Source organism: Arthrobacter sp. BE255 (genome assembly GCF_031457335.1).
Lineage (GTDB): Bacteria > Actinomycetota > Actinomycetes > Actinomycetales > Micrococcaceae > Arthrobacter.
On record NZ_JAVDWK010000012.1, the window covers coordinates 93,392 to 116,944 of the forward strand.

Here is a 23,553-nt window from a genome sequence, read left to right on the forward strand (position 1 = left end):
CATCTTTGTTTCATCCTAGACCGACACTGCGGCACCGCCTTCCAACGTCAAAGCCGGGCGGGGGTTTCCTCGCGGCCCACCTTCTGCGGGCGGCCCAGCCTTTCCCGACCGGCGTAGACATTCAGGCTGTGTCCCCGGCTGAATCCAACCAGCGTCACTCCGGTCTCGACGGCGAGGTCGGCGGCCAGGCTTGAGGGAGCGCTTACGGCAGACAGGACGGGAATGCCTGCCATGGCGGCCTTCTGGACAAGCTCAAAGGACGCGCGCCCGGAAACCTGGAGGACGGTGCCGTTCAGGGGCAACAGGTTTTGGCGCAGCGCCCATCCAACAACTTTGTCCACAGCGTTATGGCGTCCAACGTCCTCCCGGAGACAAAGCAGTTCCGGGCTGGCGCCGTCCACCCGGAACAGGCCGGCCGCGTGGACGCCGCCTGTCTTGTCGAACACCGCCTGGGCTTCGCGAAGCCGCTCCGGCAGCTCGGCGAGGACATCCACGGGAATCCGCAGCGCGTCCCGGGCAGGATCGAAGGGAAGGGTCTTGCGGACGGACTCGATCGAGTCTGTCCCGCAGATGCCGCAGGAGCTTGAAGTGTAGACATGCCGCATGGTGTCGGGCATGGGTACATCCGGCCTGAGTTGGACTTCGATCACGTTGTATGTCTGCTCCCTGCCGGTATCGCCGGCGCAAAAGCGCAGGGACACCAGCTCGGAGGGGGAACTGATGATGCCTTCTGAGACCAGGAATCCGGCCACCAGGTCAAAATCGTCGCCGGGGGTCCTCATGGTGACAGCGAAAGAGCGGCCGCCGATCCGGATTTCCAGGGGCTCCTCAGCGGCGAGTTCGTCTTCCTTGAACCGAACCGGGTATTCGGTGCCGGTGCCGTCCAGCTGGAAGCGGTGGATCTTACGGCGCTGTGTCATGCGGGCCATGCGCTGCTCCGTGCTCGGTTGGTGGAAAGGATCGTTTCGTTGGACTGCGTCCACGGGAGGGGGAGCACAGGAACCGGCTCGCCGGACTGCACTCCGGCCGGCGGAACAGCCATGAGGCCGTCAGCCCAGGCCAGTCCACGCATCATGCCGGAGCCCGTGTGCGAGGCGGGGAAGGCAAGCCCCTCGATGAACCTGCAGGGAATCAGGCGCGTACGGCCGGGGCATGGTTCGACGTCAGCGGCGGAGGTCACCTGTCCAACGGCGCTGAGGGGCCTGCCTCCGAGTGCCGCCAGCAGCGGATCTGCGAGGGTGATGAGGGCCATCATTGCCGCCAGGGGGTTGCCGGGGAGCCCGACGACGAAGCGACCGTCGGGGAGTTCTGCCAGGACGGCCGGGTGGCCGGGGCGCATTGCGATGCCGTCCAGCACCAGGCGCCCACCGAGGGCGGCCACTGCGGCGCGAAAATGGTCTGTCCCTGAACAGCCGGTTCCGCCAGTGGTGATGGTGACGTCCGGCGTCCGCCCGGGGAACGCGTCTGAACCGCCAAGTGCGGCGAGCCATTCGGGGTAGGAATCGCCGATCCGCAGGGAGCCGGCGGGCGTGCCTCCCAGGAGGGAAATGACCGTGCCCAGCTGCGGACCAAAAGTGTCCCTGACCTGTCCTGGTGCCGGAACGCCCCGGGTCACCACTTCGGAGCCGGTCAATACGATCGCCACCACTGGTTTCGGCTGGACCTGCAGTTCGTCGTGGCCCGCCACGGCTGCGAGGGCCAGGTGGGCGGGGTTCAGAATTGTGCCTGCCGGGATCAGCACTTCACCGGCGCCAGCTTCTTCGCCTGCCGGGCGAATGTGTTGGCCCGGCCCCGGTTCGCCTTCCTTTGCGTTGTCGTTGAGCCGCAGGAGGAGGCTGCCGTCGGCGTTGTGGTGGATCTGGCCGCTTTCCTTGCGGAGTATCGACTGGGCGCCGGCAGGTACCAGTCCGCCGGTGGCTATGACGCTGGCACGCCCGGGGGACAAAAAGGCCGCATGGCCGGCAAGGACCCAGGGACCGCCGCCGTTGACGGCCCAGCCGTCCATGGCAGCGGAGTCATAATGGGGGAGTTTTTGCAGGGCGGCGACGTCGCGGGTCAGGGTGTGGCCTGCTGCCAATGGAAGCAGGACATCCACGGGCGCGAGCGGAACAGCGCAATCGAAAGCCAGCTGCCGGGCTTCGGGCCAGGTGGGGGAGGAATGTCCGGAAGGTCGCCAGGCAGAGTGCAACTCCGAAGCGCTGCCGCTTGTGGCGGTTTCTTGGGCGAGCAACTGTGGCCCCTTTTCTAAAGGTAGTGATGCACTGAAACGAGAGGGCCGGGGACCGTAAGGATTGCACCACGTGGTGCCTGCCTCGCAGTCCCCGGCCCCGTCAGCCGGGTGCTATCCCTTGACGTATCCGTTGGGGTTCAGCACGAACTTTGTTGCCGAACCGGCGTCGAATTCGGCGTAGCCGCGCGGTGCATCCTCAAGCGGGATCGCTGTGGCGTTCACTGCCTTGGCGATCTGGACCTTGTCATGCAGGATCGCCATCATCAGTTGGCGGTTGTACGACATGACAGGGCACTGGCCGGTGGTGAACGACAGGGACTTGGCCCATCCGGTGCCCAGGGACAGGGACAGGGAGCCGTGCTTGGCGGCCTCGTCAACTGCACCGGGGTCGCCGGTGACGTACAGGCCGGGGATGCCAAGGGCCCCACCTGCGGCGGTGATGTCCATGAGGGAGTTCAGCACGGTGGCCGGCGCTTCGTGGGAGGCGTCTTTTCCGTGCCCGCGGGCTTCGAACCCCACGGCGTCGACGCCGCAATCCACCTCGGGAACGCCAAGGATCTGCTCGATCTGGTCCTTCGGATCCCCGTTGGAGACGTTCACCGTTTCGCACCCGAAGGAGCGGGCCTGCGCCAGGCGGTCCTCGTTCATGTCGCCGACAATCACGACGGCGGCACCAAGCAGTTGCGCGCCGACGGCGGCTGCGAGGCCGACCGGGCCGGCGCCGGCAATGTAAACGGTGGACCCGACGCCGACTCCGGCGGTGACGGCGCCGTGGAACCCGGTGGGGAAGATGTCGGAGAGCATGGTCAGGTCCATGATCTTTTCCAGGGCCTGGTCGCGGTCCGGGAACCTGAGCAGGTTCCAGTCAGCGTAGGGGACCAGCACGTATTCTGCCTGGCCACCCACCCAGCCGCCCATGTCCACATAACCGTAGGCGCTGCCCGGGCGGTCCGGGTTGACGTTCAGGCAGATGCCGGTCTTGCGCTCCTTACAGTTCCGGCAACGGCCACAGGAGATGTTAAAGGGTACGGAGACGATGTCTCCCACCTTGATGAACTCCACATCCGGTCCGACCTCCACCACCTCGCCGGTGATTTCATGGCCGAGGACGAGGTCCTTGGGAGCGGTGGTGCGGCCGCGCACCATGTGCTGGTCCGAGCCGCAGATGTTGGTTGTCACCGTACGCAGGATCGCACCGTGGGGTACTTTCCGGCCCACGTTGGCCGGATTGACGCCGGGCCCGTCCTTGAGTTCGAACGTCGGGTAGTCGGTATTGATGATTTCGACGACACCGGGTTCTTTGTAGGCGACGGCTCTGTTTCCTGACATGGACACTCCTTTGGCTACGGGGGATGGTGCTGGGATTTGGTGCCAGGCCTGACCGGCAAGTTGCCGGCGCTGCCCCGTTGCCCGAAAGCGGTGCTTCGATGAGGATACCTCCCCAGGTTTCAGGCCATCGAAGCACCATTCACGGGAACGGGACAGCTCATTCTGCGCGAGGACGGATTCAGTGCCGTTCGGCACGGCGTCCCGGTTTTGCCTCACGCTGTGCTGATATTTCTAATCGTTCATTAAAGATATATCAGCTACATCGTATGGCAGCCATGGGGGCATGTCCAGAGATTTCTCAGCGGCCGTGGATGAGGCTGAGCGCCTCGGCCCGGGCGGCCGGCAGGCGCAGTTCACCGCGGACTGCAGACGTGATGGTCTTCGCCCCGGGCTTCCGGACGCCCCGCATCGACATGCACAAGTGCTCGCACTCGATCACCACAATGGCGCCCAGCGGCCGCAGCGATGTGACCAGCGCATCCACCACCTGCGTGGTTAGCCTCTCCTGGACCTGCGGCCTGCGCGCAAAGACATCCACCAGCCTGGCAAGCTTGCTGAGGCCTGTCACGAGTCCCTCAGCGGACGGGATGTAGCCGACGTGTGCCACGCCGTGGAACGGCACCAGGTGATGCTCGCAGGTGGAATAGAACGGGATGTCCTTGACGATGACCATTTCACCGTGGCCGAGGTCGAAGGTCCTGTCCAGGAGGGCAAAGGGATCCTCATGGAGCCCGCCAAACATTTCCGCGGCGGCGCGGGCTACGCGGGCCGGGGTGTCAGCCAGGCCCGGCCTGTCAGGGTCCTCCCCGATGGCCAGGAGGTATTCGCGGACAGCCCGCTCCACCCTCGGCCCGTCCACGCCCTTGGTGACGGCCGCTTCCGTCGTCAGGACGGAGCTCACGCTGCGGCCCGCTCAAGCCGCACGATGACGGACTTGGAGGTTGGCGTGCCGCTGGTGTCGGCTACGGAGTCCAGCGGCACGAGGACGTTGGTTTCCGGGTAGTAGGCTGCCGCGCAACCTTTGGGCGTCGAGTATGACACGATGCGGAAGTTTTCGGCCCGTCGTTCGGTCCCCTGGAACTCGGAGATGAGATGGACCATGTCCCCGTCTGTGAACCCCAGCTCGGTAATGTCCTCGGCGTTGATCATGACGACCCGCCGCCCGCCGTGGATGCCGCGGTAGCGGTCATCCTTGCCGTAGATGGTGGTGTTGTACTGGTCATGGGAGCGCAGGGTCTGAAGGACGAGCCGTCCCGCGGGGACCCTGATGAATTCCAGTTCGTTGCCTGTGAAGTGGGCCTTGCCCGAAGCGGTATCGAACTTCCTCGCGTCCCGGGGTGGGTGGGGAAGGACGAAGCCGCCAGGGTTCTGGATCCGTTCCTCGAAATTCTCGAAGCCGCTGAGGACCGCTTCGATATGTTTCCTGATGATGGTGTAGTCGTCCCTCATGGCGAGCCAGTCGGCTTTGGGGGTATTGGGCAGCGGGAGATTGTCGCTCCCTGTGAAGATCTTGTGGGCGATATTGCAGACAATGGCCACTTCGGAGTGCAGGTGCTCGCTGGCCGGCTTAAGGCGTCCGCGGGAGGCATGGACCGCACTCATGGAATCCTCCACGGTCACCCTCTGGTCGCCGGTGCGCTGGGTGTCCTTCTCGGTACGTCCGAGCGTTGGAAGAATCAGCGCGCGACGACCAGTTGATACGTGGGAATGGTTCAGTTTCGTGGAGATCTGCACCGTCAGGCGGGTGTTGGCCAGCGCCTGTTCCGTGACCTCGGAATCCGGGGCAGCCCGCACGAAGTTGCCGCCCATCCCGATAAAGACCCGGACCTTGCCGTCCCGCATGGCGCGGATGGCGGCCACGGTGTCGAAGCCATGCGCCCTGGGGGAGGTGAAGCGGAACTCCTGGTCAAGCCGGTCGTGGAAGCTCTCGGGCATCTTCTCGAAGATACCCATGGTCCGGTCGCCCTGGACGTTGGAGTGGCCGCGGACGGGGCAGACGCCGGCACCCGGCTTGCCGATGTTGCCTTGGAGAAGCAGAACGTTGACCACGTCGCGGAGGGTGGGAACCGAGTGCTTGTGCTGTGTCAGGCCCATGGCCCAGCAGACGATGGTGGCGCTCGAGGCCAGGAGGCGCTCGCCAGTGGACTGGATCTGTTCCAGCGTCAGTCCGGTGGCTTCGACGATGTCGTCCCATTCCGCCTTTTCGAGGTACCGCAGGTATTCGTCGATGCCAACGGTGTGGTCCTTGATGAATCCATGGTCCAGCACGGTGGTGAGGCCGGGGGTCTTGCGCCCCTGGGCTTCGGCTTCGAGAAGGTACTTGCCAAGCCCCTGGAAGAGGGCCTGATCGCCGCCGGCGCGGATCTGGAGGAAGTCGTCGGTCAGTTGTGTGCCCACCACCATGCCGGAAATGTTCTGCGGATTCTCGAACCGCAGGAGCCCGGCCTCGGGAAGAGGATTCACGGAGATGATGACGGCGCCGTTCTTCTTCGCCTTTTCCAGCGCGCTGAGCATGCGCGGGTGGTTGGTGCCGGGATTTTGACCGGCAACGAAAATCAGCGACGCCGTCTCCAGGTCCGTGAGGCTGACCGAGCCTTTGCCGATGCCGATCGTTTCAACCAGGGCCGAGCCGGACGATTCGTGGCACATGTTGGAGCAGTCGGGCAGATTGTTCGTCCCGATACCCCGAACGAGGAGCTGGTAGGCGAAGGCTGCCTCGTTCGATGTCCGCCCGGAAGTGTAGAAGACTGACTGGTCGGGGTGCTCCATGTCCCTGATCTCCTGGGCGATCAGCTCGTAAGCGTCGTCCCATTCGATGGGCTTGTAGTGGGTTGCACCTTCATCGAGGAGCATTGGATGCGTCAGCCGGCCCTGTTGACCCAGCCAGTAGTCGTCACGCGTCTTCAGGTCCGCAATGGAGTGCGTCGCGAAGAATTCAGGCGTGACGCGGCGGCGCGTGCCTTCTTCGGCCACCGCCTTGGCGCCGTTCTCGCAGAATTCCGCAGCATTGCGCTTTTCGTGTTCAGGCCAGGCACAGCCCATGCAGTCAAAACCGTCAACCTGGTTGACTGCCAGGAGTGTCTGGATGCTGCGCAGCGGGCCCATCTGCTCAAGGGAAATTTTCAACGCGTTCGCAACAGCCGGAAGGCCCACGGCGGTTGTTTTGGGCTTCGTCACGCTCAGTTTTGATTCGTCGATATTCTGCTTGGGGGCTTTTGAAGCCATGTGATCTTCCCTTCAGATCTTGGCAGGAAACAGTGGAATGGAGGTGTTGCCCGGGGTCGGCGTGGTGGCCGGCTGCAGTGTCGGCAGATCATCCAGCAGGCCCGGCAGGCGGCCGAGGTCGTTGAAGGTGTAGACATGGAACCCGGCAAAGAGGGGATCGCCCGCCATCTCCTGGTGAACCTCGCGGATCAGGCGTCCGCTGTCATAGCTGAGGAAGTCGTCCCGCCGCCAGAGGGCTGCCGCCATCCCTGTCCCGCGGGCGAGCTTGAGCGAGCGGCCGACTCCGAGGCGTGCTCCCATGGATACCAGTTTCCTGACGGAGACAGGACCAGGGACTCCAACCCATACAGGTAGCTGGATGCCGCTCTTTCGAATGGTCCGGAGGTACCGGCTGATTGCCTCGGCGGAAAAGCACATCTGCGTGACCATGGAGGACGCCAAGGGCGCTTTCGTGAGGAGGCTGCTGGTGAGTTGCTCCTGGCTAAGCTGCGGGTGGCCTTCCGGGTAACCGGCAATTCCAACGGAGAAGCCGGGTGAAAAGGCGTTGACCGCCTCAAGGAGTTGTCCGCTCCAGCTGTAGGGGCCGGCGGGCGTGCGCCGGTCGCCCGCGACGAGAAAAAGCTCCGAGACACCTGCCTCCTGCAGCTGCAGCAGCAGCGAATGGAGTTCTGCCTCGCCTGTGATGCTGCGGGCGGCGAGATGGGGGACCGTGTGGTAGCCCAGGCGGGCCAGGTCTACGGACGCCTGCACGGTCCGGGCAGGCCCGTGGTGTGGCAGGCACGTCACGCTGACGGATCCCGGGGTGGCAAAAGCCGCGGGGAGTTGCGTGAGCAGGTCGGCAGACGGAACAACTTCCAGCCGTACCCTTGCACCAGCTTCCATGCTCATTGCGCTCCGTTCTTCGGCATCACCGCCACACTGCCTGCCGGAGCTGGAATCTCCAACTGGCACCTACCGGAGGATTGACATTTTTTTGACGGGATATTGATATATCAGTTCTAGGAATACTATGTACACGAGGCCTTCGCGTCAAGGCTCAGCCGTGCACCGGGAGGAGACTTGGAAATGGCAAGCGGTGGAGAACTACCGTCGGATGCAGGGGCGTCCTTCCTGCCGGCGAGGCAGGAGGACGAGTCCTTCGCCGACTTCGCCTACAGGGTGCTCTGCGATGAACTGATCGTTTTGGACATCAAGCCGGGCGAACCATTGAACGACGAAGTGATTTCCAGGCGGCTCGGAGTGGGGAGGACACCCATCCGGGAGGCCATGAAGCGCCTTGAGAGCGACCATCTGGTGGTGGCGTATCCCCGCCGGGGAACATTCGCCGCCGGGGTGGACATCACGGACCTGGCCGAAATTTCCGAAATCCGGCAGCTTTTGGAGCCAGCGGCCGCGGCACGGGCTGCCCGGATGGCGTCGCCGCAGCTCCGGCAGGAGATCAAGGAATTTGCCAGGGAAGTCGCGGACCTCCTGCCGGTTACGCACTCGCAACGGGACCTGATGCGCCTGGACATGCGCGTGCACCGGATGATCTACCGGGCCACAGGGAGCCGGCACCTTGAGGATGTCCTGATCCGGTACGACAACCTGGCCACGCGGATCTGGAGCCTTGTGCTGGAGAAACTTCCTCCCGTGTCCGAGCACATTGCCCAGCACATTGAGCTGCTCGAGTGCATCGCGGACGGGGATTCCGAAGCTGCTGCGCGGCTGACCACCAAGCATGTGACGGGCTTCGAGAACCTGATCAGGGCCGTCCTGTAGCCCTGGGCAGGATCACCCTGCTGTTCCCCGGACCAGGGCACGCGACTGTTCCCGCGCGGCCTCGGTGGTGTGCAGCAGGAGCAGGGACGTGGTGACTGAGCCGACGCCGCCCGGAACGGGCGTCAGCGCCCCGGCGATGCCCCTGACGCTGGCCTCGTCCACGTCCCCAACGAGGGACCCGTCGGGAAGGACGTTGGTGCCGACGTCGATCACCACAGCCCCGGCGGAAATATGGCCGCCGTTCAGCAGGCCGGTGCGCCCGGCGGCCACCACCACGACGTCGGCCGTCCTGGTGTAGTTTTCCAGCGCCCCTGACCTGGAGTGGCAGACGGTGACAGTGGCGTCGCGTTCCAGCAGCAGCAGGGACAGCGGTTTTCCGACGACGGCTGAACGTCCAATCACGACGACGTTCTTGCCCGCCACCGGGATGTCGAAGTGGTCAAGGATCTCGGTGACGGCACGCGCCGTGGCAGGGGCGAACGAGGGCTGGCCGACAGCCAGGCGGCCGAGGCTCAGGGGATTCGCGCCGTCGATGTCCTTCTCAGGGGCGATGTGCCCAACCAGTGCATCTGCATCGACACCGGGAGGCAGCGGCGTCTGCAGGATGATGCCGTTGACCGAAGGCTCGGCGCTGAGGTCATCCAGGACGGACGCCAACAGTTGTCCCGTCGCGTCGTGGCCCAGGTCCACGATCCTGCAATTGATGCCTGCGCTTTCTGCAGCCCGCTCGATGGAGCGCACATACCAGTGCGTGGAGCCGTCGTCGGTGGCCACAACCACGGCGAGGGAGGGGCACGGGCCGTCAGTTTCGAGGTCACGGGCTTCGTCGTGGGCCTTCTGCTGAATGAGCTTTGCCAGGTTTCGTCCAGAGAGGAGTGTGGTGCTCAACCGAGGATCCTTTCGCGCACGCGCTTCACGAGCGAGTCGGCTCCCAGGATGACCTTTTCCTCAAGGCCGTCGGTCTGGCCGGCCAGCCTGGAACGGGCTTCGGTGTCCTTGATGGCCACCACGTTAATGTCGATGTTTACCCGTGCAGTGCTGGCTGCTGCCCGGGCTGCGTCGGCGGCGGCGGCGACGTCGCTGATCACGTTGGGATTGGCCACGTCGAACAGTTCCGTGGCGAGATCCACGACGGCGCCGGCAAGGAGGATCAGTTGTGCCGGCGTTTCCGCGGCCTGGACGAGCGCGTCCTGGATTGATGCTGTCCGCGCGGCCTTGAGGTCGTCCGTGCCGTTGGGCAGCTTGTACGCATCAATGACGCCTTGGAAGGCGTGTTCGTCGGCATCCGCGAGGCCCAGGGCCTGGGCCACCAGTCCGTCGGCGCTGCTGATGATCCGGGTGACGAGTTCGGCGTGCTGTTCGTATTTCGTGCCGGTGGTGTACCTGGCCACCATGGCGACAAGTGCCGCCCCCTGGGCGGCGTGGAGTGCCGCGGCCGCGCCGCCGCCTGGGGTGGGTTCGCGCGAGGCAAGCCTGGCGAGGTAGTCGTTTATTGTTTCTGAACTGATCATGTGTCTTCCTGGGGCTGAAGCTCTCGTCGACTGGCCTGGGGCATGGGACGGGCCATGGAAAAGCAGCGGCCCGGATTCTCGTTGCGAGGGAATGAGTCCGGGCCGCGTGCCCTTGAATGGCCCGGCGGCTGTTAGCCGCGGAGCCTGGTCATCGTGGGGTCGTACAGCGGATCCGCCGTGACCGTGGCCTGGATGCGCCGGCCAAAGTACTCGATTTCAACCGAGTCACCCACGGAGACGGCGGCGGGCAGGTACGCGTAGGCGATCGGCTTGGCCACGGTGTAGCCATAAGCGGCGCTCGTGACGTAGCCAACCGCCTGGTCCTTGTAGAAGACAGGTTCCTTGCCCAGCACGATGCTCCGGCCGTCGTCGACCGTCAGGCAGCGCAGGAGGCGTGCGGAGTTTTCCTCGGTCCGGCCTTCCAACGCTGCCTTGCCGACGAAGTTTTCCTTGGTCATCTTCACGGCGAAACCGAGTCCAGCTTCCAGCGGGTCGTGCTCGGTGGTCATGTCGGTGCCCCACGAGCGGTAGCCCTTCTCCAGGCGCAGCGAGCTGAACGCGGCGCGGCCTGCGGCGATCACGCCGAACGGCTGCCCTGCCTTCCACAGTGCGTCCCACAGGCGCTGCCCGTTGTCTGCGCTGGTGTACAGTTCCCAGCCCAGCTCGCCGACGTAGGACAGCCGCATCGCGGTGACGGTGACGCCGCCGATGACTACCTTCTTGGCCCGGAAGTAGCGCAGGCCGTCGTTGGAGAAGTCGTCGCTGCTGACGGTGCTGATGAGGTCCCGGGCGAGGGGGCCCCACAATCCGATGCAGCATGTCCCGCCGGTGGTGTCGCGCACCTGGACCCAGTCGCTGGCGGTTCCGTTTTCCGTCTGGTGGCGTGCGGCCCGCTCAAAGTAGGCCGTGTCGATGTTGCCGTTGGCTCCGAGCTGGAAGGTGTCTTCGCTCAGGCGGGCCACGGTGATGTCGCTTCGGATGCCGCCGGCGTCGTCCAGCAGGAGGGTGTAGGTGACGGCCCCCGGCTTCTTGGTCATGTCGGCGGTGGTCAGTTCCTGCAGCAGCTTCATGGCTCCGGGGCCGGAGACCTCAAGGCGCTTGAGCGGGGTCATGTCGTACATGGCCACCGCGGTGCGGGTCTTCCAGGCTTCGGCGGCGGCGATGGGCGAGCTGAACATCCCGGACCAGGCGTCACGTGCCGGCGGCTGCCATTCGTCAGGCATCTCCTTGAGCAGTTCGGCGTTGGCTTCGAACCAGTAGGGGCGTTCCCATCCGGCGCCCTCCAGGAAGTAGCCGCCCAACTGCTTGTGGCGGGCATGGAAGGGGCTGACACGGAGGTTGCGGGGAGAGAGCTTGGGCTGGAGCGGGTGCAGGACGTCGTAGATTTCCACGAAGTTCTGCTGGGAAGTTTCGCTGACATATTCGGGGGTCAGCTGGACCTCTTCGAAGCGGTGGATGTCGCAGTCGCCCAGATCGATCTGTGACTTCCCGGTGGTCAGCAGTTCGGCCACGGCGCGGGCGATGCCGGCCGAGTGGGTGACCCACACGGCTTCGGCCACGAAGAAGCCATCCACTTCCTTGGATTCGCCCACCAGCGAGCCGCCGTCCGGGGTGAAGGAGAAGATGCCGTTGAAGCCATCCTCGATTTCGCTTTCGCGGAGGGCCGGCAGCAGTTGCTTGGTCGCTTCCCAGGCGGGGAGGAAGTCTTCCAGCGTGAAGTCCAGGCGGGAGGGCATGTTGTGCTCGGTGATGCTGCTGGGTTCGTAGCGGCCCAGTTCATCCAGATCCACGGGCATGGGGCGGTGGGCATAGGAACCAATGCCGTAGCGGTCCCCGTGCTCGCGGTAGTAGAGGTCCTGGTCCTGGTGGCGCAGGATGGGCAGGGAAGCGCCGTTGGGCAGCTCGTTCTTGCCTTGCTGTGCCGGCACCGGTGTGGTCTTGACGTACTGGTGGGCCAGCGGAAGGAGCGGCACGGACATGCCGATCATCTCGCCGATCTTGGCGCCCCAGAAGCCGGCGCAGGAAACCACGATGTCTGCGGGGATGACGCCGTCAGCCGTCTCCACACCCGTGACCCGACGGTTGGACTGCTCGATCCCGGTCACCTCGGTGTTGCCGATGTACTTCACGCCTGCGGCTTCCGTGCGCTTGATCAGCAACTGGACAGCGCGGGCCGCCAAGGCCAAACCATCGCTGGGAACGTGGAGGCCGCCGAGGATGTCCTCCTCGTTGATGAGCGGGTACAGCTCCTTGCATTCCTCGCGGGTAAGGATCTTGCCGTCGATGCCCCACGATGCCGCGTACCCGAGCTTGCGCTTCAGGTCAGCCAGGCGGGTCTCCGTGGTGGCAACTTCAAGGCCGCCTACTTGGTTGAAGCAGCTTTGTCCGTCCTCGGTGAGGGAGAGAAGCTTCTCCACTGTGTACTTGGCGAAGAGTGCCATGGACTTTGAAGGGTTTGTCTGGAAGACCAGGCCCGGCGCGTGGGACGTGGAGCCACCAGGCATATTCAGGGGTCCCTGGTCCAGGACGGTGATGTTGTTCCAGCCCCGCGTGACCAGTTCGTCGGCCAGGTTCGTGCCGACGATTCCCGCTCCAATAATGACAATGCTTGGCGTCGAAGCCATGTGGTTTCTCCTGCTGATTTTCGTGTGTTGTCTGACGCTGATGTGGTGGTCGTGCTTACCGGAACACGACAGTGCTGGTTTGGTCCAGCAACACACGGTGCTCGCAGTGCCACCGCACGGCGCGGGACAGTGCCAGCGCTTCCGCGTCCTGCCCGACTGTTGACAGTGCGGTGGGACCGTAGCTGTGGTCCACCCGGATGACTTCCTGCTCGATGATGGGCCCTTCATCGAGTTCGGCAGTCACGTAGTGGGCAGTGGCACCTACCAGTTTGACGCCACGGTCGTACGCCTGGTGGTACGGGCGCGCTCCCTTGAATCCAGGGAGGAAGGAGTGGTGGATGTTGATGGCCCGGCCTTCAAGGGAGCGGCAGAGGTCATCGGAGAGCACCTGCATGTACCGGGCGAGGACGACGAGGTCGATGTTGTGCTCGTCGACGAGGTCCAGCAGGCGCTGTTCGGCGTCTGCCTTCGTCTCGGGGGTCACGGGGAGGTAGATGAAAGGCAGGCCGGCGGCGTCGGCCATGGCCCGGTGGGTTTCATGATTTGAAACTACGAGGACGATGTCGCCGCCGAGGCTGCCACCGCGCCAGCGGAAGATCAGGTCGTTGAGGCAGTGGCCGAACTTGGACACCATCACCAGGATGCGCTGCTTGGTCTGGTCATGGAAGCTGAACTTCATCTCGAACCGGTCCGCAATCGCGCTGAACTCCTCCTGGAGCCTCTCCGGCGTGTACTCGGGGGAACCCGAGAATGCGGTGCGCAGGTGCAGCGTCTCGCGGAGCCCGTCGTCGAACTGCTGGTGCTCGTCGATGTTGAAGCCACGTTCGAAGAGGAAAGTGGTGACCGCCTGGACAATACCGGCACGTTCGACGCACGACAGTGTGAGTACGAACTTCTGGGCCTGGTCTTTCACGCGGGGGTCGGTCTGAGCCAGCGTGCTGGTCGATGAGTCTGTTGCCACTAGGGTCATGTCTCCTCCTTTGGGTATCTTCCCGTTAGATATATTCTCAGATCAGGAACTGATATATTAGGGTTGGGAATCAGCGTATACTGGTCAGTGGGCGAGGTCAATAGCCTGTTTGGCTTGAATGGAAAGGGGTCCATGTAATGGCAGTTGAAGCTTTGGCAATCGCGGACGATGCCGTCAAGAAGTCGTTGGCGGACATGGCGTACGAGCGCATCCGCGACCGGTTGCTGATGCTTGACATCAAGCCCGGCGATCTCCTGAATGACGACCACCTCGCCAGGGACCTCGGAATGGGGCGTACTCCGGTGCGTGAGGCATTGAAGCGGCTCGAGCTTGACCGCCTGGTGGTTTCTTACCCGCGGAGGGGCACCTTTGCCACCCGGGTGGAGGTGACCGACCTTGCTTTCATTTCCGAAATTAGGACGCAGCTCGAGCCGCTCGCGGCGTCCCGTGCTGCCCGGGTGGCCACGGAGCAGCAGCGGGAGCAGCTGCGGGCTGTCATGCAGGCTGTTGAGTCCTTCGATACACATGCCGCCTCCGTCGTGGAGACCCTGCGGCTCGATGCGCGCGTGCACCGGGGCATCTACGCGGCTGCAGCTAACCCACACCTCGAAGACGTCCTGATCCGCTACGACAACCTCGCCACCCGCATCTGGTGCATGGTGCTTGATCGCCTTCCCGACCTCTCACGGCACGTGCATGAGCACCTGGACCTGCTCGGCGCAGTGATTGACGGCGATGAGGCGCGGGCCGGTGACCTGGCGAGGAGCCACGTCAGTGGCTTTGAGGATGCCGTCCGCAAGGCGCTCTTCACCTGACCTGGGCCCCAATTTCTTCCTCTGCTACCAAAAGCGCGGCCCCTCCGGCCGCGCTTTTGTCGCCTCCGGAGCCGCCTGAAAAATCTGTTGACACCCATCGACCGGGATAGCATACTTGAGTCACGAAACTAATATATCAACAGGATATTAGATAGCTGAGGAGAAAAGATGGTCGACGTTCTGACCCGTACGCTCGCAGAGACCGATCCTGCGATCCACGCAGCCGTTCAGCAGGAGCTCCTGCGCCAGCAGGGCACGCTGGAGATGATCGCCTCCGAAAACTTTGCGCCGACTGCCGTCATGGAGGCGCAGGGATCTGTCCTGACAAACAAGTACGCCGAAGGCTACCCGGGCAAGCGGTACTACGGCGGCTGCGAACACGTTGACGTGGTCGAGCAACTGGCCATCGACCGTCTTAAGTCATTGTTCGGCTCCGAATTCGCCAACGTACAGCCCCACTCCGGTGCCCAGGCCAACGCAGCGGCGATGTTCGCCCTGATCCAGCCCGGCGACACCATCCTGGGGCTTAACCTGGCACACGGCGGGCACCTGACGCACGGGATGCGAATCAACTTCTCCGGCAAGCTCTACAAAGTGGTCCCGTACGGAGTCAGCGAGGACACCATGCTGATTGACATGGCTGAAGTCGAGCGCCTGGCGGTTGAGAACAAGCCGAAGCTGATCGTCGCCGGCTGGTCCGCCTACTCCCGCCAGCTGGACTTCGCCGAATTCCGCCGTATCGCGGACCTGGTAGGCGCCTACCTGATGGTGGACATGGCCCATTTCGCAGGCCTGGTGGCCACAGGGCTTCACCCCAACCCCGTGCCCCACGCCCATATCGTCACGAGCACCACCCACAAGACCCTCGGCGGCCCACGCGGTGGCGTGATCCTGACCAACGACGCCGACATCGCCAAGAAGGTCAACTCCGCAGTGTTCCCCGGACAGCAGGGTGGCCCGCTGGAGCACGTCATCGCCGCGAAGGCTGTGGCGTTCAAGCTCGCTGCTGAGCCGGCGTTCCGCGACCGCCAGGAACGCACCCTGGAAGGCGCCCGCATCATCGCGGAACGCATACTGTCTGCCGACGTCGCAGAGGCCGGCGTGACCGTCGTCAGCGGTGGCACCGATGTGCACCTGGTCCTGGTGGATCTGCGCAATTCGGACCTGGACGGCCAGCAGGGCGAAGACCGCCTGCACAGGATCGGCATCACCGTCAACCGCAACGCCGTGCCCTTCGACCCGCGTCCGCCGATGGTCTCTTCCGGTCTTCGTATCGGCACGCCGGCACTGGCCACGCGTGGCTTCGGGAAGGCAGAATTCACCGAGGTCGCGGACATTATCGCCGCAGCACTCAAGCGCGATTTCAGCGACGAGACCGTGGCGGAACTTCGGCAGCGGGTTGAAAACCTGGCCGGAAAGTTCCCGCTGTACCCCAACCTCTCCTCTGACATGAACGAGGTGGCATGATGGCCGATCAGCTTCCGGAGCACCCTGAATTCCTCTGGCACAACCCGGATCCGAAGCCGTCCTATGACGCAGTCATCGTTGGTGGCGGCGGGCATGGCCTGGCCACCGCGTACTTCCTGGCCAAGAACCACGGCATGACCAACATCGCCGTCCTCGAAAAGGGCTGGCTTGCCGGCGGCAACATGGCCCGGAACACCACCATCATCCGGTCCAACTACCTCTGGGACGAGAGCGCGGCCATCTACGAGCACGCACTCAAGCTCTGGGAAGTCCTGCCGGAGGAGCTCGAATACGACTTCCTTTTCAGCCAGCGCGGCGTGATGAACCTCGCCCACACCCTGGGTGATGTCCGCGAAAGCATGCGGCGCGTGGGTGCGAACAAACTCAACGGAGTGGACGCGGAGTGGCTGGACCCGCAGCAGGTCAAGGAACTCTGCCCCATCCTGAACATCAACGACAACATCCGCTACCCCGTCATGGGCGCCACGTACCAGCCGCGGGCAGGTATCGCCAAGCACGACCACGTGGCCTGGGCCTTCGCCCGCAAGTGCGACGAACTGGGCGTGGACATCATCCAGAACTGCGAAGTCACCGGCTTCGTCAAGGACGGCAACCGTGTCACCGGTGTCAAGACCAACCGCGGCACCATCAACACCGAAAAGGTGGGCCTGTGCGCCGCCGGGCACAGCTCGGTCCTGGCCGAAATGGCCGGCTTCCGGCTCCCCATCCAGTCCCACCCGCTCCAGGCGTTGGTGTCCGAACTGCACGAACCGGTCCACCCCACCGTGGTGATGTCCAACCACGTGCACGTCTACGTCTCCCAGGCCCACAAGGGCGAGCTGGTCATGGGCGCCGGCGTTGACTCCTACAACGGTTACGGCCAGCGAGGCTCCTTCCACGTGATCGAGCACCAGATGGCGGCCGCCGTCGAACTCTTCCCGATCTTTGCCCGTGCGCACGTACTCAGGACCTGGGGCGGGATCGTTGATACGACCCTGGACGCTTCCCCGATCGTGGGCACCACTCCGGTGGAGAACATGTTCGTGAACTGTGGCTGGGGCACCGGCGGCTTCAAGGGCACGCCGGCCGCGGGACTCACCTTTGCGCACACCATCGCCACGGGAACGCCGCACGAACTGAACAAGCCGTTTGCGCTGGAGCGGTTCGAAACCGGCGCCCTGATCGACGAACACGGCGCAGCCGCCGTGGCCCACTAGAAGAGAGTCCGGACATGCTCCTCATTTCATGCCCCAACTGCGGCTCCCGCGACGAGACCGAGTTCCACTACGGCGGCCAGGCCCACGTGGCCTATCCGGAAAACCCGAACGAACTGAACGACCGCGAATGGGCCGAGTTCCTGTTCTACCGGGACAACACCAAGGGCGCCTTCGCCGAACGCTGGCTCCACAGCACCGGCTGCCGCCAGTGGTTCAACATGCTGCGCGACACGGTCACCTACGAGATCCAGGCGATTTACCCCATGGGCACGCCCCGCCCGGACAAAGCCGCCCCGGCACCTGAGTCCGGCACTGCCAGTACCGCCCCGGACAGCACCACCACGGGGACCGCGGCTCCCAGCATCGCTGCAACCAGCATGGCCACCAGCACAGCCCCCGCCAGCACCACCGCCCCGGAAGGAGCAACCAAGTGACTTCCCAGAACGCCCGCCTCGCCGGCGGCGGACGCATCGACCGCACCATCTCCTGGCGTTTCACCGTGGACGGCGAGGAATTCACGGGCCACCCCGGTGACACGCTGGCCTCCGCCCTGCTCGCCAACGGCCGCATCGCCGTCGGCAACTCGCTCTACGAGGGCCGGCCCCGCGGAATCCTGTCCGCCGGTGTGGAGGAATCCAACGCGCTGGTCAAGATCGCGCCGCGCTTCCCCGGTCACGTGGCGGAGTCCATGCTTCCCGCCACCACCGTCACCCTGGTGGACGGCCTGAAGGCGGAACTGCTCAACGGCCTGGGCCGCCTGGATCCCGAGGAAGACCGCGCCGAATACGACAAGAAGTACGTCCACACCGACGTCCTGGTGGTCGGCGGCGGCCCCGCCGGCCTGGCCGCGGCCCGTGAGGCTGTCCGCACCGGCGCACGCGTGATGCTGCTGGACGACCAGCCCGAGCTGGGCGGATCGCTGCTCTCCGGACCCGCCGCGCCTGAACTTGCAGAGACCATCGAAGGCAAGCCGGCCCTGGAATGGGTGGCTGACGTCGAAGCCGAGCTCGTCTCCGGCGCGGAATCCACCGTCCTGAACCGCACTACGGCCTTCGGCGCCTACGACGCGAACTACGTCATCGCCGTCCAGAACCGCACCGACCACCTGTCCAGCCCGGCCGCTTCCGGCGTCTCGCGCCAGCGTATTTGGCACATCCGTGCCCAGCAGGTGGTGCTGGCCCCCGGAGCCCACGAACGCCCGCTGGTCTTCGAAAACAACGACCGCCCCGGGATCATGCTCGCCTCGGCCGTCCGCAGCTACATTAACCGCTACGCGGTGGCCGCCGGACAGCGTGTTGTCATCAGCACCACCAACGACAGCGCCTACGCCCTGGCCGCTGACCTGCGCGCCGCCGGCGTCAAGGTCGCCGCCGTCATCGATGCCCGTCCCAGGCTCACCGAGGTTGCTGCTGCCGCCGTCGAGGCCGGGACCCGCGTCCTGATCGGCAGCACCGTGGCCAACACCGCCGCTTCAGAGTCAGGCGACGGCCGGCTGACCTCAGTCACCGTCCGCAGCATTAACGACGACGGCGAACTCACCTCCGGCGTCGAAGAAATCGCCTGCGACCTGCTGGCAGTCTCCGGCGGCTGGAGCCCGCTGGTGCACCTCCACTCCCAGCGGCAGGGCAAGCTGCGCTGGGACGATGAGCTTGCCGCCTTCGTGCCAAGCACCGTGGTCCCCAACCAGCAGACCATCGGCTCCGGCCGCGGCAGCTTCGAACTCCAGGACTGCCTCACCGAAGGCATCTCCGCAGGTGCCACGGCAGCCACCGCCGCCGGCTTCACCTCAGGCACCAAGCCGTCCGTCATCGGCGAGCCGAAGGCGTCCGCCCCGACCCGGCAGCTGTGGCTGGTTCCCGGACAGACCGGAACCCCGGATGACTGGCACCACCACTTCGTTGACTTCCAGCGGGACCAGAGCGTTGCCGACGTCCTGCGGTCCACCGGAGCCGGCATGCGGTCCGTGGAGCACATCAAGCGCTACACCTCCATCAGCACCGCCAATGACCAGGGCAAGACCTCCGGCGTCAACGCGATCGGCGTCATCGCCGCCGCACTCCGCACGGCCGGCGAAGCATCCCGCGGCATCGGCGACATCGGCACCACCACGTACCGCGCACCGTTCACCCCGGTGGCGTTCGCGGCACTTGCCGGTCGCCAGCGCGGCGAACTTTTCGACCCCGCCCGCAAAACATCCATCCACCCGTGGCACGAAGCCAAGGGCGCACTGTTCGAGGACGTCGGACAGTGGAAGCGCCCCTGGTACTACCCCCAGGGCAGCGAGGACATGGACGAGGCCGTGCTGCGTGAATGCGCCGCCGTCCGCGAATCCGTGGGCTTCATGGACGCCACCACGCTCGGCAAGATCGAAATCCGGGGCAAGGACGCCGGCGAGTTCCTCAACCGCATCTACACCAACGCCTTCAAGAAGCTCGCGCCCGGTTCCGCCCGCTACGGCGTGATGTGCCAGGCAGACGGCATGATCTTCGACGACGGCGTGACCCTGCGCCTGGACGAGGACCGCTTCTTCATGACCACCACCACCGGCGGCGCCGCGAAGGTGCTGGACTGGCTGGAGGAATGGCTGCAGACCGAATGGCCGGAACTGGACGTGCACTGCACCTCGGTGACCGAACAGTGGTCCACCATTGCCGTCGTCGGGCCCAAATCCCGCGCGGTCCTCGCCAAGGTGGCACCGGAGCTCGCCGCCAACGGCGGACTGGAAACCGAAGCGTTCCCGTTCATGACATTCCGCGAAACCACCCTCGCCTCGGGCGTCCGGGCCCGGGTCTGCCGGATCTCCTTCTCCGGTGAACTGGCCTACGAGATCAACGTGCCTGCCTGGTACGGGCTGAACACCTGGGAGGCCGTGGCCGCGGCGGGCGCCGAATTCAACATCACCCCGTACGGCACCGAGACCATGCACGTGCTCCGCGCCGAAAAGGGCTACCCGATCGTCGGCCAGGACACGGACGGCACCGTCACCCCGCAGGACGCCGGGATGGAATGGGTGGTCTCCAAGGCCAAGGAATTCATCGGCAAGCGCTCCTACGCCCGCGCCGATGCCCGGCGCGAGGACCGTAAGCACCTGGTCAGCGTGCTTCCCATTGACGGCACGATCAGGTTGCCGGAAGGCACCCAGCTGGTGGAAAAGGGCGTCCCGGTGAACCCCGCGTACGGCCCCGTGCCCATGCAGGGATTTGTCACCTCCAGCTACCACAGCGCGGCCCTGGGCCGTTCCTTCGGCCTGGCACTGATCAAGAACGGCCGCAACCGGATCGGCGAGACCCTGGTGGCGGTCGCGGGAAACCAGGTCGTTGACGTTGTTGTCGCAGAAACCGTACTTTTTGACCCCGAAGGGACCCGCAAAGATGGCTGAAACAGCAGCACCCAAAACCTCCCACGAGACCAACCTCGCCCTCCGCACCAGCCCGGCTGCGCTGCTCAGGGCAGCGTTTGAAGCCGGCTCCGTCCGCGGCACCGTGGAACTGAGCGAAATCACCTTCCTGACCATGGTGGGCCTCAGAGTGGACCGGAACACCGACGCCGGGCAGCGCATCGCGTCCGTCACCGGCGGACTGCCCGCAGCATGCGGCGCCGTCAGCGGCAGCGGCGACACCTCCGTGCTGTGGCTCGGGCCCGAAGAGTTCCTGGTGGTGGCACCTCTCGAGGCGCACGAGTCTCTCGGCGGCGACCTCATCCAGGCGCTGCGGGAAGCCCTCGCAGACGGCGAAGGCCAGGTGGTGGACCTCTCCGCCAACCGCACCACCTTCGAACTCACCGGGCCGCTTTCCCGGGCAGTCCTTGAAAAGGGCTGCTCCCTGGACCTGCACCCCCGTGAGTTCAAGCCCGGCACGGCACTGTCCACCGAGATCGGCAACATCCCCGTGGTCCTCTGGAAGACCGGCGAGTCAAGCTACCGGATCTTCCCCCGCGCATCGTTCGCCGATTTCCTGGGCCGCTGGCTCCTCGACGCGATGCGGGAATACGCTTCACCCGAGGTCCCCTAGATGGCACTCAGCGTCCTGGACCTGTTTTCCGTTGGCATCGGGCCGTCGTCCTCACACACGGTCGGCCCGATGCGGGCAGCAAAGCTGTTTGCCGACGGACTCAAAGGCGACGGGCACCTGACCTCCACCACGCGGGTGCAGGCCGAACTGTTCGGCTCCCTCGGTGCCACCGGGAGGGGCCACGGCTCGGACAAGGCAGTGGTCCTGGGCTTCAAGGGGCTGGACCCCGAAACCGTTGACACCACCACGGCTGATGACCAGGTGGCCGCGGCCGCCCTCGACGCCGAACTGTGGGTGTGCGGGGACCACCGGGTGGACTTCAACTGGGACGAGGACGTGGTGCTGCACCGGCGCAAGTCCCTCCCGGCCCACCCCAACGGCATGACATTCCGCGCCCTGGACCACGCTGGAACCGTCCTCAGCGAACGAAGCTTCTACTCCATCGGCGGCGGCTTCGTGGTGGACGGGGACGCCGACGCCAGCGACCGCGTCGTGGCCGACGCGACCGTCCTGCCCTACCCGTTCAGCACGGCCGACGAACTCCTGGAGATCTGCAGCCGCGAGGGCATGTCCATCTCCGACGTGATGCTCGCCAACGAGCTGACCTGGCGCAGCGAAGCGGAACTCCGGGAGAAGCTGCTGGGGCTGTGGGCGGTGATGCGCGAATGCGTCGACAACGGCTGCGCCGCGGAAGGCATCCTGCCCGGCGGCCTCAACGTGAGGCGACGGGCGCCGTCGTTATTCCAGACCCTGACGGCGGACACCGGCGTGACCGACCCGCTCCGCGCCATGGAGTGGGTGAACCTGTTCGCGCTGGCCGTGAACGAGGAGAACGCCGCCGGAGGACGCATCGTCACGGCACCTACCAACGGCGCGGCGGGCATCGTGCCTGCGGTGCTGCACTACTACGTGAAGTTCGTCCCCGGCGCCAACGACGACGGGGTGGTCCGCTTCCTGCTGAGCGCTGCCGCCGTCGGAATCCTGTTCAAGATCAATGCCTCCATCTCCGGCGCCGAAGTTGGCTGCCAGGGCGAGGTGGGTTCCGCCTGCTCCATGGCCGCCGCCGGTCTCTGCGAAGTCCTCGGCGGAACGCCCGAACAGGTGGAGAACGCCGCGGAAGTGGGGATCGAGCACAACCTCGGCCTGACCTGCGACCCCGTGGGCGGGCTCGTGCAGATCCCCTGCATCGAACGGAACGCGATCGCCAGCGTCAAAGCCATCAACGCCGCCCGCCTGGCCCTGCACGGCGACGGCAGCCACAAGGTATCCCTCGACAAGGCCATCAAGACCATGAGGGAAACCGGCGCCGACATGAAGAGCAAATACAAGGAGACATCGCGGGGCGGCCTCGCTGTGAACGTCATCGAGTGCTGATCCGGTGATGTACCTGCAGCCCCGGGCATCCATGGATGCCCGGGGCTTCCTACCGCAAACATAACTGCCTGGCCAAGCGTCCGGCCCCCTTTGGAGCGAGAAATGACCAGAAGTCCACTCCCATACGAACACACCGCCGTCACGGGCGGCAGCCGCGTGAAACGGGGCATGGCTGAGATGCTCAAGGGCGGCGTCATCATGGACGTCGTCAACGTCGAACAGGCCCGCATCGCCGAAGACGCCGGTGCCGTGGCAGTGATGGCGCTGGAACGCGTTCCGGCCGACATCCGCGCCCAGGGCGGCGTGTCCCGCATGTCGGACCCGGACATGATCGAGGCGATCATCGATGCCGTGTCCGTGCCGGTCATGGCCAAGGCCCGGATCGGCCACTTCGTCGAGGCCCAGGTCCTGCAGTCCCTGGGCGTGGACTACATTGACGAGTCCGAGGTCCTGACCCCGGCCGACTACCTCCACCACATCGACAAGTGGAACTACACCGTTCCCTTCGTCTGTGGCGCCACGAACCTCGGTGAGGCGCTGCGCCGCGTCAACGAGGGCGCGGCCATGATCCGGTCCAAGGGCGAGGCCGGCACCGGCGATGTTTCCAACGCCACCGGCCACATGCGCCAGATCCGTTCCGAGATCGCCAAGCTCGCGGCCCTGCCCGAGGACGAGCTGTATGTTGCGGCCAAGGAACTGCAGGCCCCGTACGAACTGGTCAGGGAGGTTGCCTCCACAGGCAGGCTTCCGGTGGTGCTGTTCACCGCGGGCGGCATCGCCACCCCGGCTGACGCCGCGATGATGATGCAGCTCGGCGCCGACGGTGTGTTCGTCGGTTCGGGCATCTTCAAGTCCGGCAACCCGGCCCAGCGTGCCGCCGCCGTCGTGAGGGCCACTGCGTATTATGACGATCCCGACGTCATCGCCAAGGCCTCCCGCGGCCTGGGCGAAGCCATGGTGGGCATCAACGTCGACGAGATCCCCCAGCCGCACCGCCTCGCCGGGCGGGGCTGGTAGGCC

At 65.1% G+C, this 23,553-nt stretch carries 19 protein-coding genes; 9 read left to right on the forward strand and 10 right to left on the reverse strand.

Annotated features, from left to right (window positions below; genetic code table 11):
• Nucleotides 1-47: 47 nt before the first annotated feature.
• The 6 genes from fdhD to J2X42_RS18540 all read right to left on the reverse strand — a co-directional run bounded on the left by fdhD (nucleotide 48) and on the right by J2X42_RS18540 (nucleotide 7,672).
• The gene (gene fdhD, locus J2X42_RS18515) at nucleotides 48-929 is read right to left on the reverse strand and encodes a formate dehydrogenase accessory sulfurtransferase FdhD (RefSeq protein WP_310167320.1); all 882 of its coding nucleotides are present in this window, start codon (nucleotides 927-929) and stop codon (nucleotides 48-50) included.
• Nucleotides 917-2,188, reverse strand: coding sequence for a molybdopterin molybdotransferase MoeA (locus tag J2X42_RS18520; RefSeq protein WP_310167425.1), 1,272 nt, complete (start codon nucleotides 2,186-2,188; stop codon nucleotides 917-919). Before J2X42_RS18520 ends, fdhD begins: the two co-directional genes overlap by 13 nt.
• A 153-nt stretch (nucleotides 2,189-2,341) precedes the next feature.
• Complete coding sequence (gene fdhA / locus J2X42_RS18525; RefSeq protein ID WP_310167321.1) at nucleotides 2,342-3,559, reverse strand: formaldehyde dehydrogenase, glutathione-independent; 1,218 nt, start codon at nucleotides 3,557-3,559, stop codon at nucleotides 2,342-2,344.
• A gap of 298 nt (nucleotides 3,560-3,857) precedes the next feature.
• Nucleotides 3,858-4,460: a GTP cyclohydrolase I FolE gene (gene folE / locus J2X42_RS18530; RefSeq protein WP_310167322.1), complete on the reverse strand. Its 603-nt coding sequence runs from the start codon at nucleotides 4,458-4,460 to the stop codon at nucleotides 3,858-3,860.
• Entirely contained in the window at nucleotides 4,457-6,784 is a 2,328-nt protein-coding gene (locus J2X42_RS18535; RefSeq protein WP_310167323.1) for an FdhF/YdeP family oxidoreductase, read from the reverse strand. Before J2X42_RS18535 ends, folE begins: the two co-directional genes overlap by 4 nt.
• Nucleotides 6,785-6,796: 12 nt before the next feature.
• On the reverse strand, nucleotides 6,797-7,672 hold the full coding sequence (locus J2X42_RS18540; protein WP_310167324.1) for a methylenetetrahydrofolate reductase: 876 nt from the start codon (nucleotides 7,670-7,672) through the stop codon (nucleotides 6,797-6,799).
• Nucleotides 7,673-7,849: 177 nt separating this feature from the next.
• Here J2X42_RS18540 and J2X42_RS18545 point away from each other — a divergent pair, with 177 nt between their 5' ends.
• Nucleotides 7,850-8,545, forward strand: coding sequence for a GntR family transcriptional regulator (locus tag J2X42_RS18545; protein ID WP_310167325.1), 696 nt, complete (start codon nucleotides 7,850-7,852; stop codon nucleotides 8,543-8,545).
• A gap of 12 nt (nucleotides 8,546-8,557) precedes the next feature.
• Here the strand turns inward: J2X42_RS18545 and J2X42_RS18550 are convergent, their stop codons facing one another.
• The 4 genes from J2X42_RS18550 to purU form a co-directional block, all read right to left on the reverse strand.
• Nucleotides 8,558-9,433, reverse strand: coding sequence for a bifunctional 5,10-methylenetetrahydrofolate dehydrogenase/5,10-methenyltetrahydrofolate cyclohydrolase (locus tag J2X42_RS18550; protein WP_310167326.1), 876 nt, complete (start codon nucleotides 9,431-9,433; stop codon nucleotides 8,558-8,560).
• A complete protein-coding gene (locus J2X42_RS18555) occupies nucleotides 9,430-10,056 on the reverse strand; it encodes a cyclodeaminase/cyclohydrolase family protein (protein ID WP_310167327.1) in 627 nt (208 codons plus the stop codon). Before J2X42_RS18555 ends, J2X42_RS18550 begins: the two co-directional genes overlap by 4 nt.
• 131 nt (nucleotides 10,057-10,187) lie before the next feature.
• Nucleotides 10,188-12,680 carry an FAD-dependent oxidoreductase gene (locus tag J2X42_RS18560; protein WP_310167328.1) on the reverse strand — a complete coding sequence of 831 codons (2,493 nt, stop codon included), beginning with the start codon at nucleotides 12,678-12,680 and terminating at the stop codon, nucleotides 10,188-10,190.
• A gap of 55 nt (nucleotides 12,681-12,735) precedes the next feature.
• Entirely contained in the window at nucleotides 12,736-13,650 is a 915-nt protein-coding gene (gene purU / locus J2X42_RS18565) for a formyltetrahydrofolate deformylase (RefSeq protein ID WP_310167329.1), read from the reverse strand.
• A 137-nt stretch (nucleotides 13,651-13,787) separates the two neighbouring features.
• Between purU and J2X42_RS18570 the strand changes: the two genes are divergently transcribed.
• The 8 genes from J2X42_RS18570 to pdxS all read left to right on the forward strand — a co-directional run bounded on the left by J2X42_RS18570 (nucleotide 13,788) and on the right by pdxS (nucleotide 23,550).
• Nucleotides 13,788-14,465, forward strand: coding sequence for a GntR family transcriptional regulator (locus J2X42_RS18570; RefSeq protein WP_310167330.1), 678 nt, complete (start codon nucleotides 13,788-13,790; stop codon nucleotides 14,463-14,465).
• 168 nt (nucleotides 14,466-14,633) lie between these two features.
• Nucleotides 14,634-15,932 carry a serine hydroxymethyltransferase gene (gene glyA / locus J2X42_RS18575; protein ID WP_310167331.1) on the forward strand — a complete coding sequence of 433 codons (1,299 nt, stop codon included), beginning with the start codon at nucleotides 14,634-14,636 and terminating at the stop codon, nucleotides 15,930-15,932.
• Entirely contained in the window at nucleotides 15,929-17,149 is a 1,221-nt protein-coding gene (locus J2X42_RS18580; protein WP_396134111.1) for a sarcosine oxidase subunit beta family protein, read from the forward strand. The genes glyA and J2X42_RS18580 overlap by 4 nt, the downstream gene beginning before the upstream one ends.
• 14 nt (nucleotides 17,150-17,163) lie before the next feature.
• On the forward strand, nucleotides 17,164-17,583 hold the full coding sequence (locus J2X42_RS18585; RefSeq protein WP_310167332.1) for a sarcosine oxidase subunit delta family protein: 420 nt from the start codon (nucleotides 17,164-17,166) through the stop codon (nucleotides 17,581-17,583).
• Nucleotides 17,580-20,528, forward strand: coding sequence for a sarcosine oxidase subunit alpha family protein (locus J2X42_RS18590; RefSeq protein WP_310167333.1), 2,949 nt, complete (start codon nucleotides 17,580-17,582; stop codon nucleotides 20,526-20,528). Before J2X42_RS18585 ends, J2X42_RS18590 begins: the two co-directional genes overlap by 4 nt.
• Nucleotides 20,521-21,159, forward strand: coding sequence for a sarcosine oxidase subunit gamma family protein (locus J2X42_RS18595; RefSeq protein WP_310167334.1), 639 nt, complete (start codon nucleotides 20,521-20,523; stop codon nucleotides 21,157-21,159). Before J2X42_RS18590 ends, J2X42_RS18595 begins: the two co-directional genes overlap by 8 nt.
• Complete coding sequence (locus J2X42_RS18600; protein ID WP_310167335.1) at nucleotides 21,160-22,533, forward strand: L-serine ammonia-lyase; 1,374 nt, start codon at nucleotides 21,160-21,162, stop codon at nucleotides 22,531-22,533.
• 102 nt (nucleotides 22,534-22,635) lie between these two features.
• Complete coding sequence (gene pdxS / locus J2X42_RS18605) at nucleotides 22,636-23,550, forward strand: pyridoxal 5'-phosphate synthase lyase subunit PdxS (protein ID WP_310167336.1); 915 nt, start codon at nucleotides 22,636-22,638, stop codon at nucleotides 23,548-23,550.
• The last annotated feature ends 3 nt before the right edge of the window (nucleotides 23,551-23,553 follow it).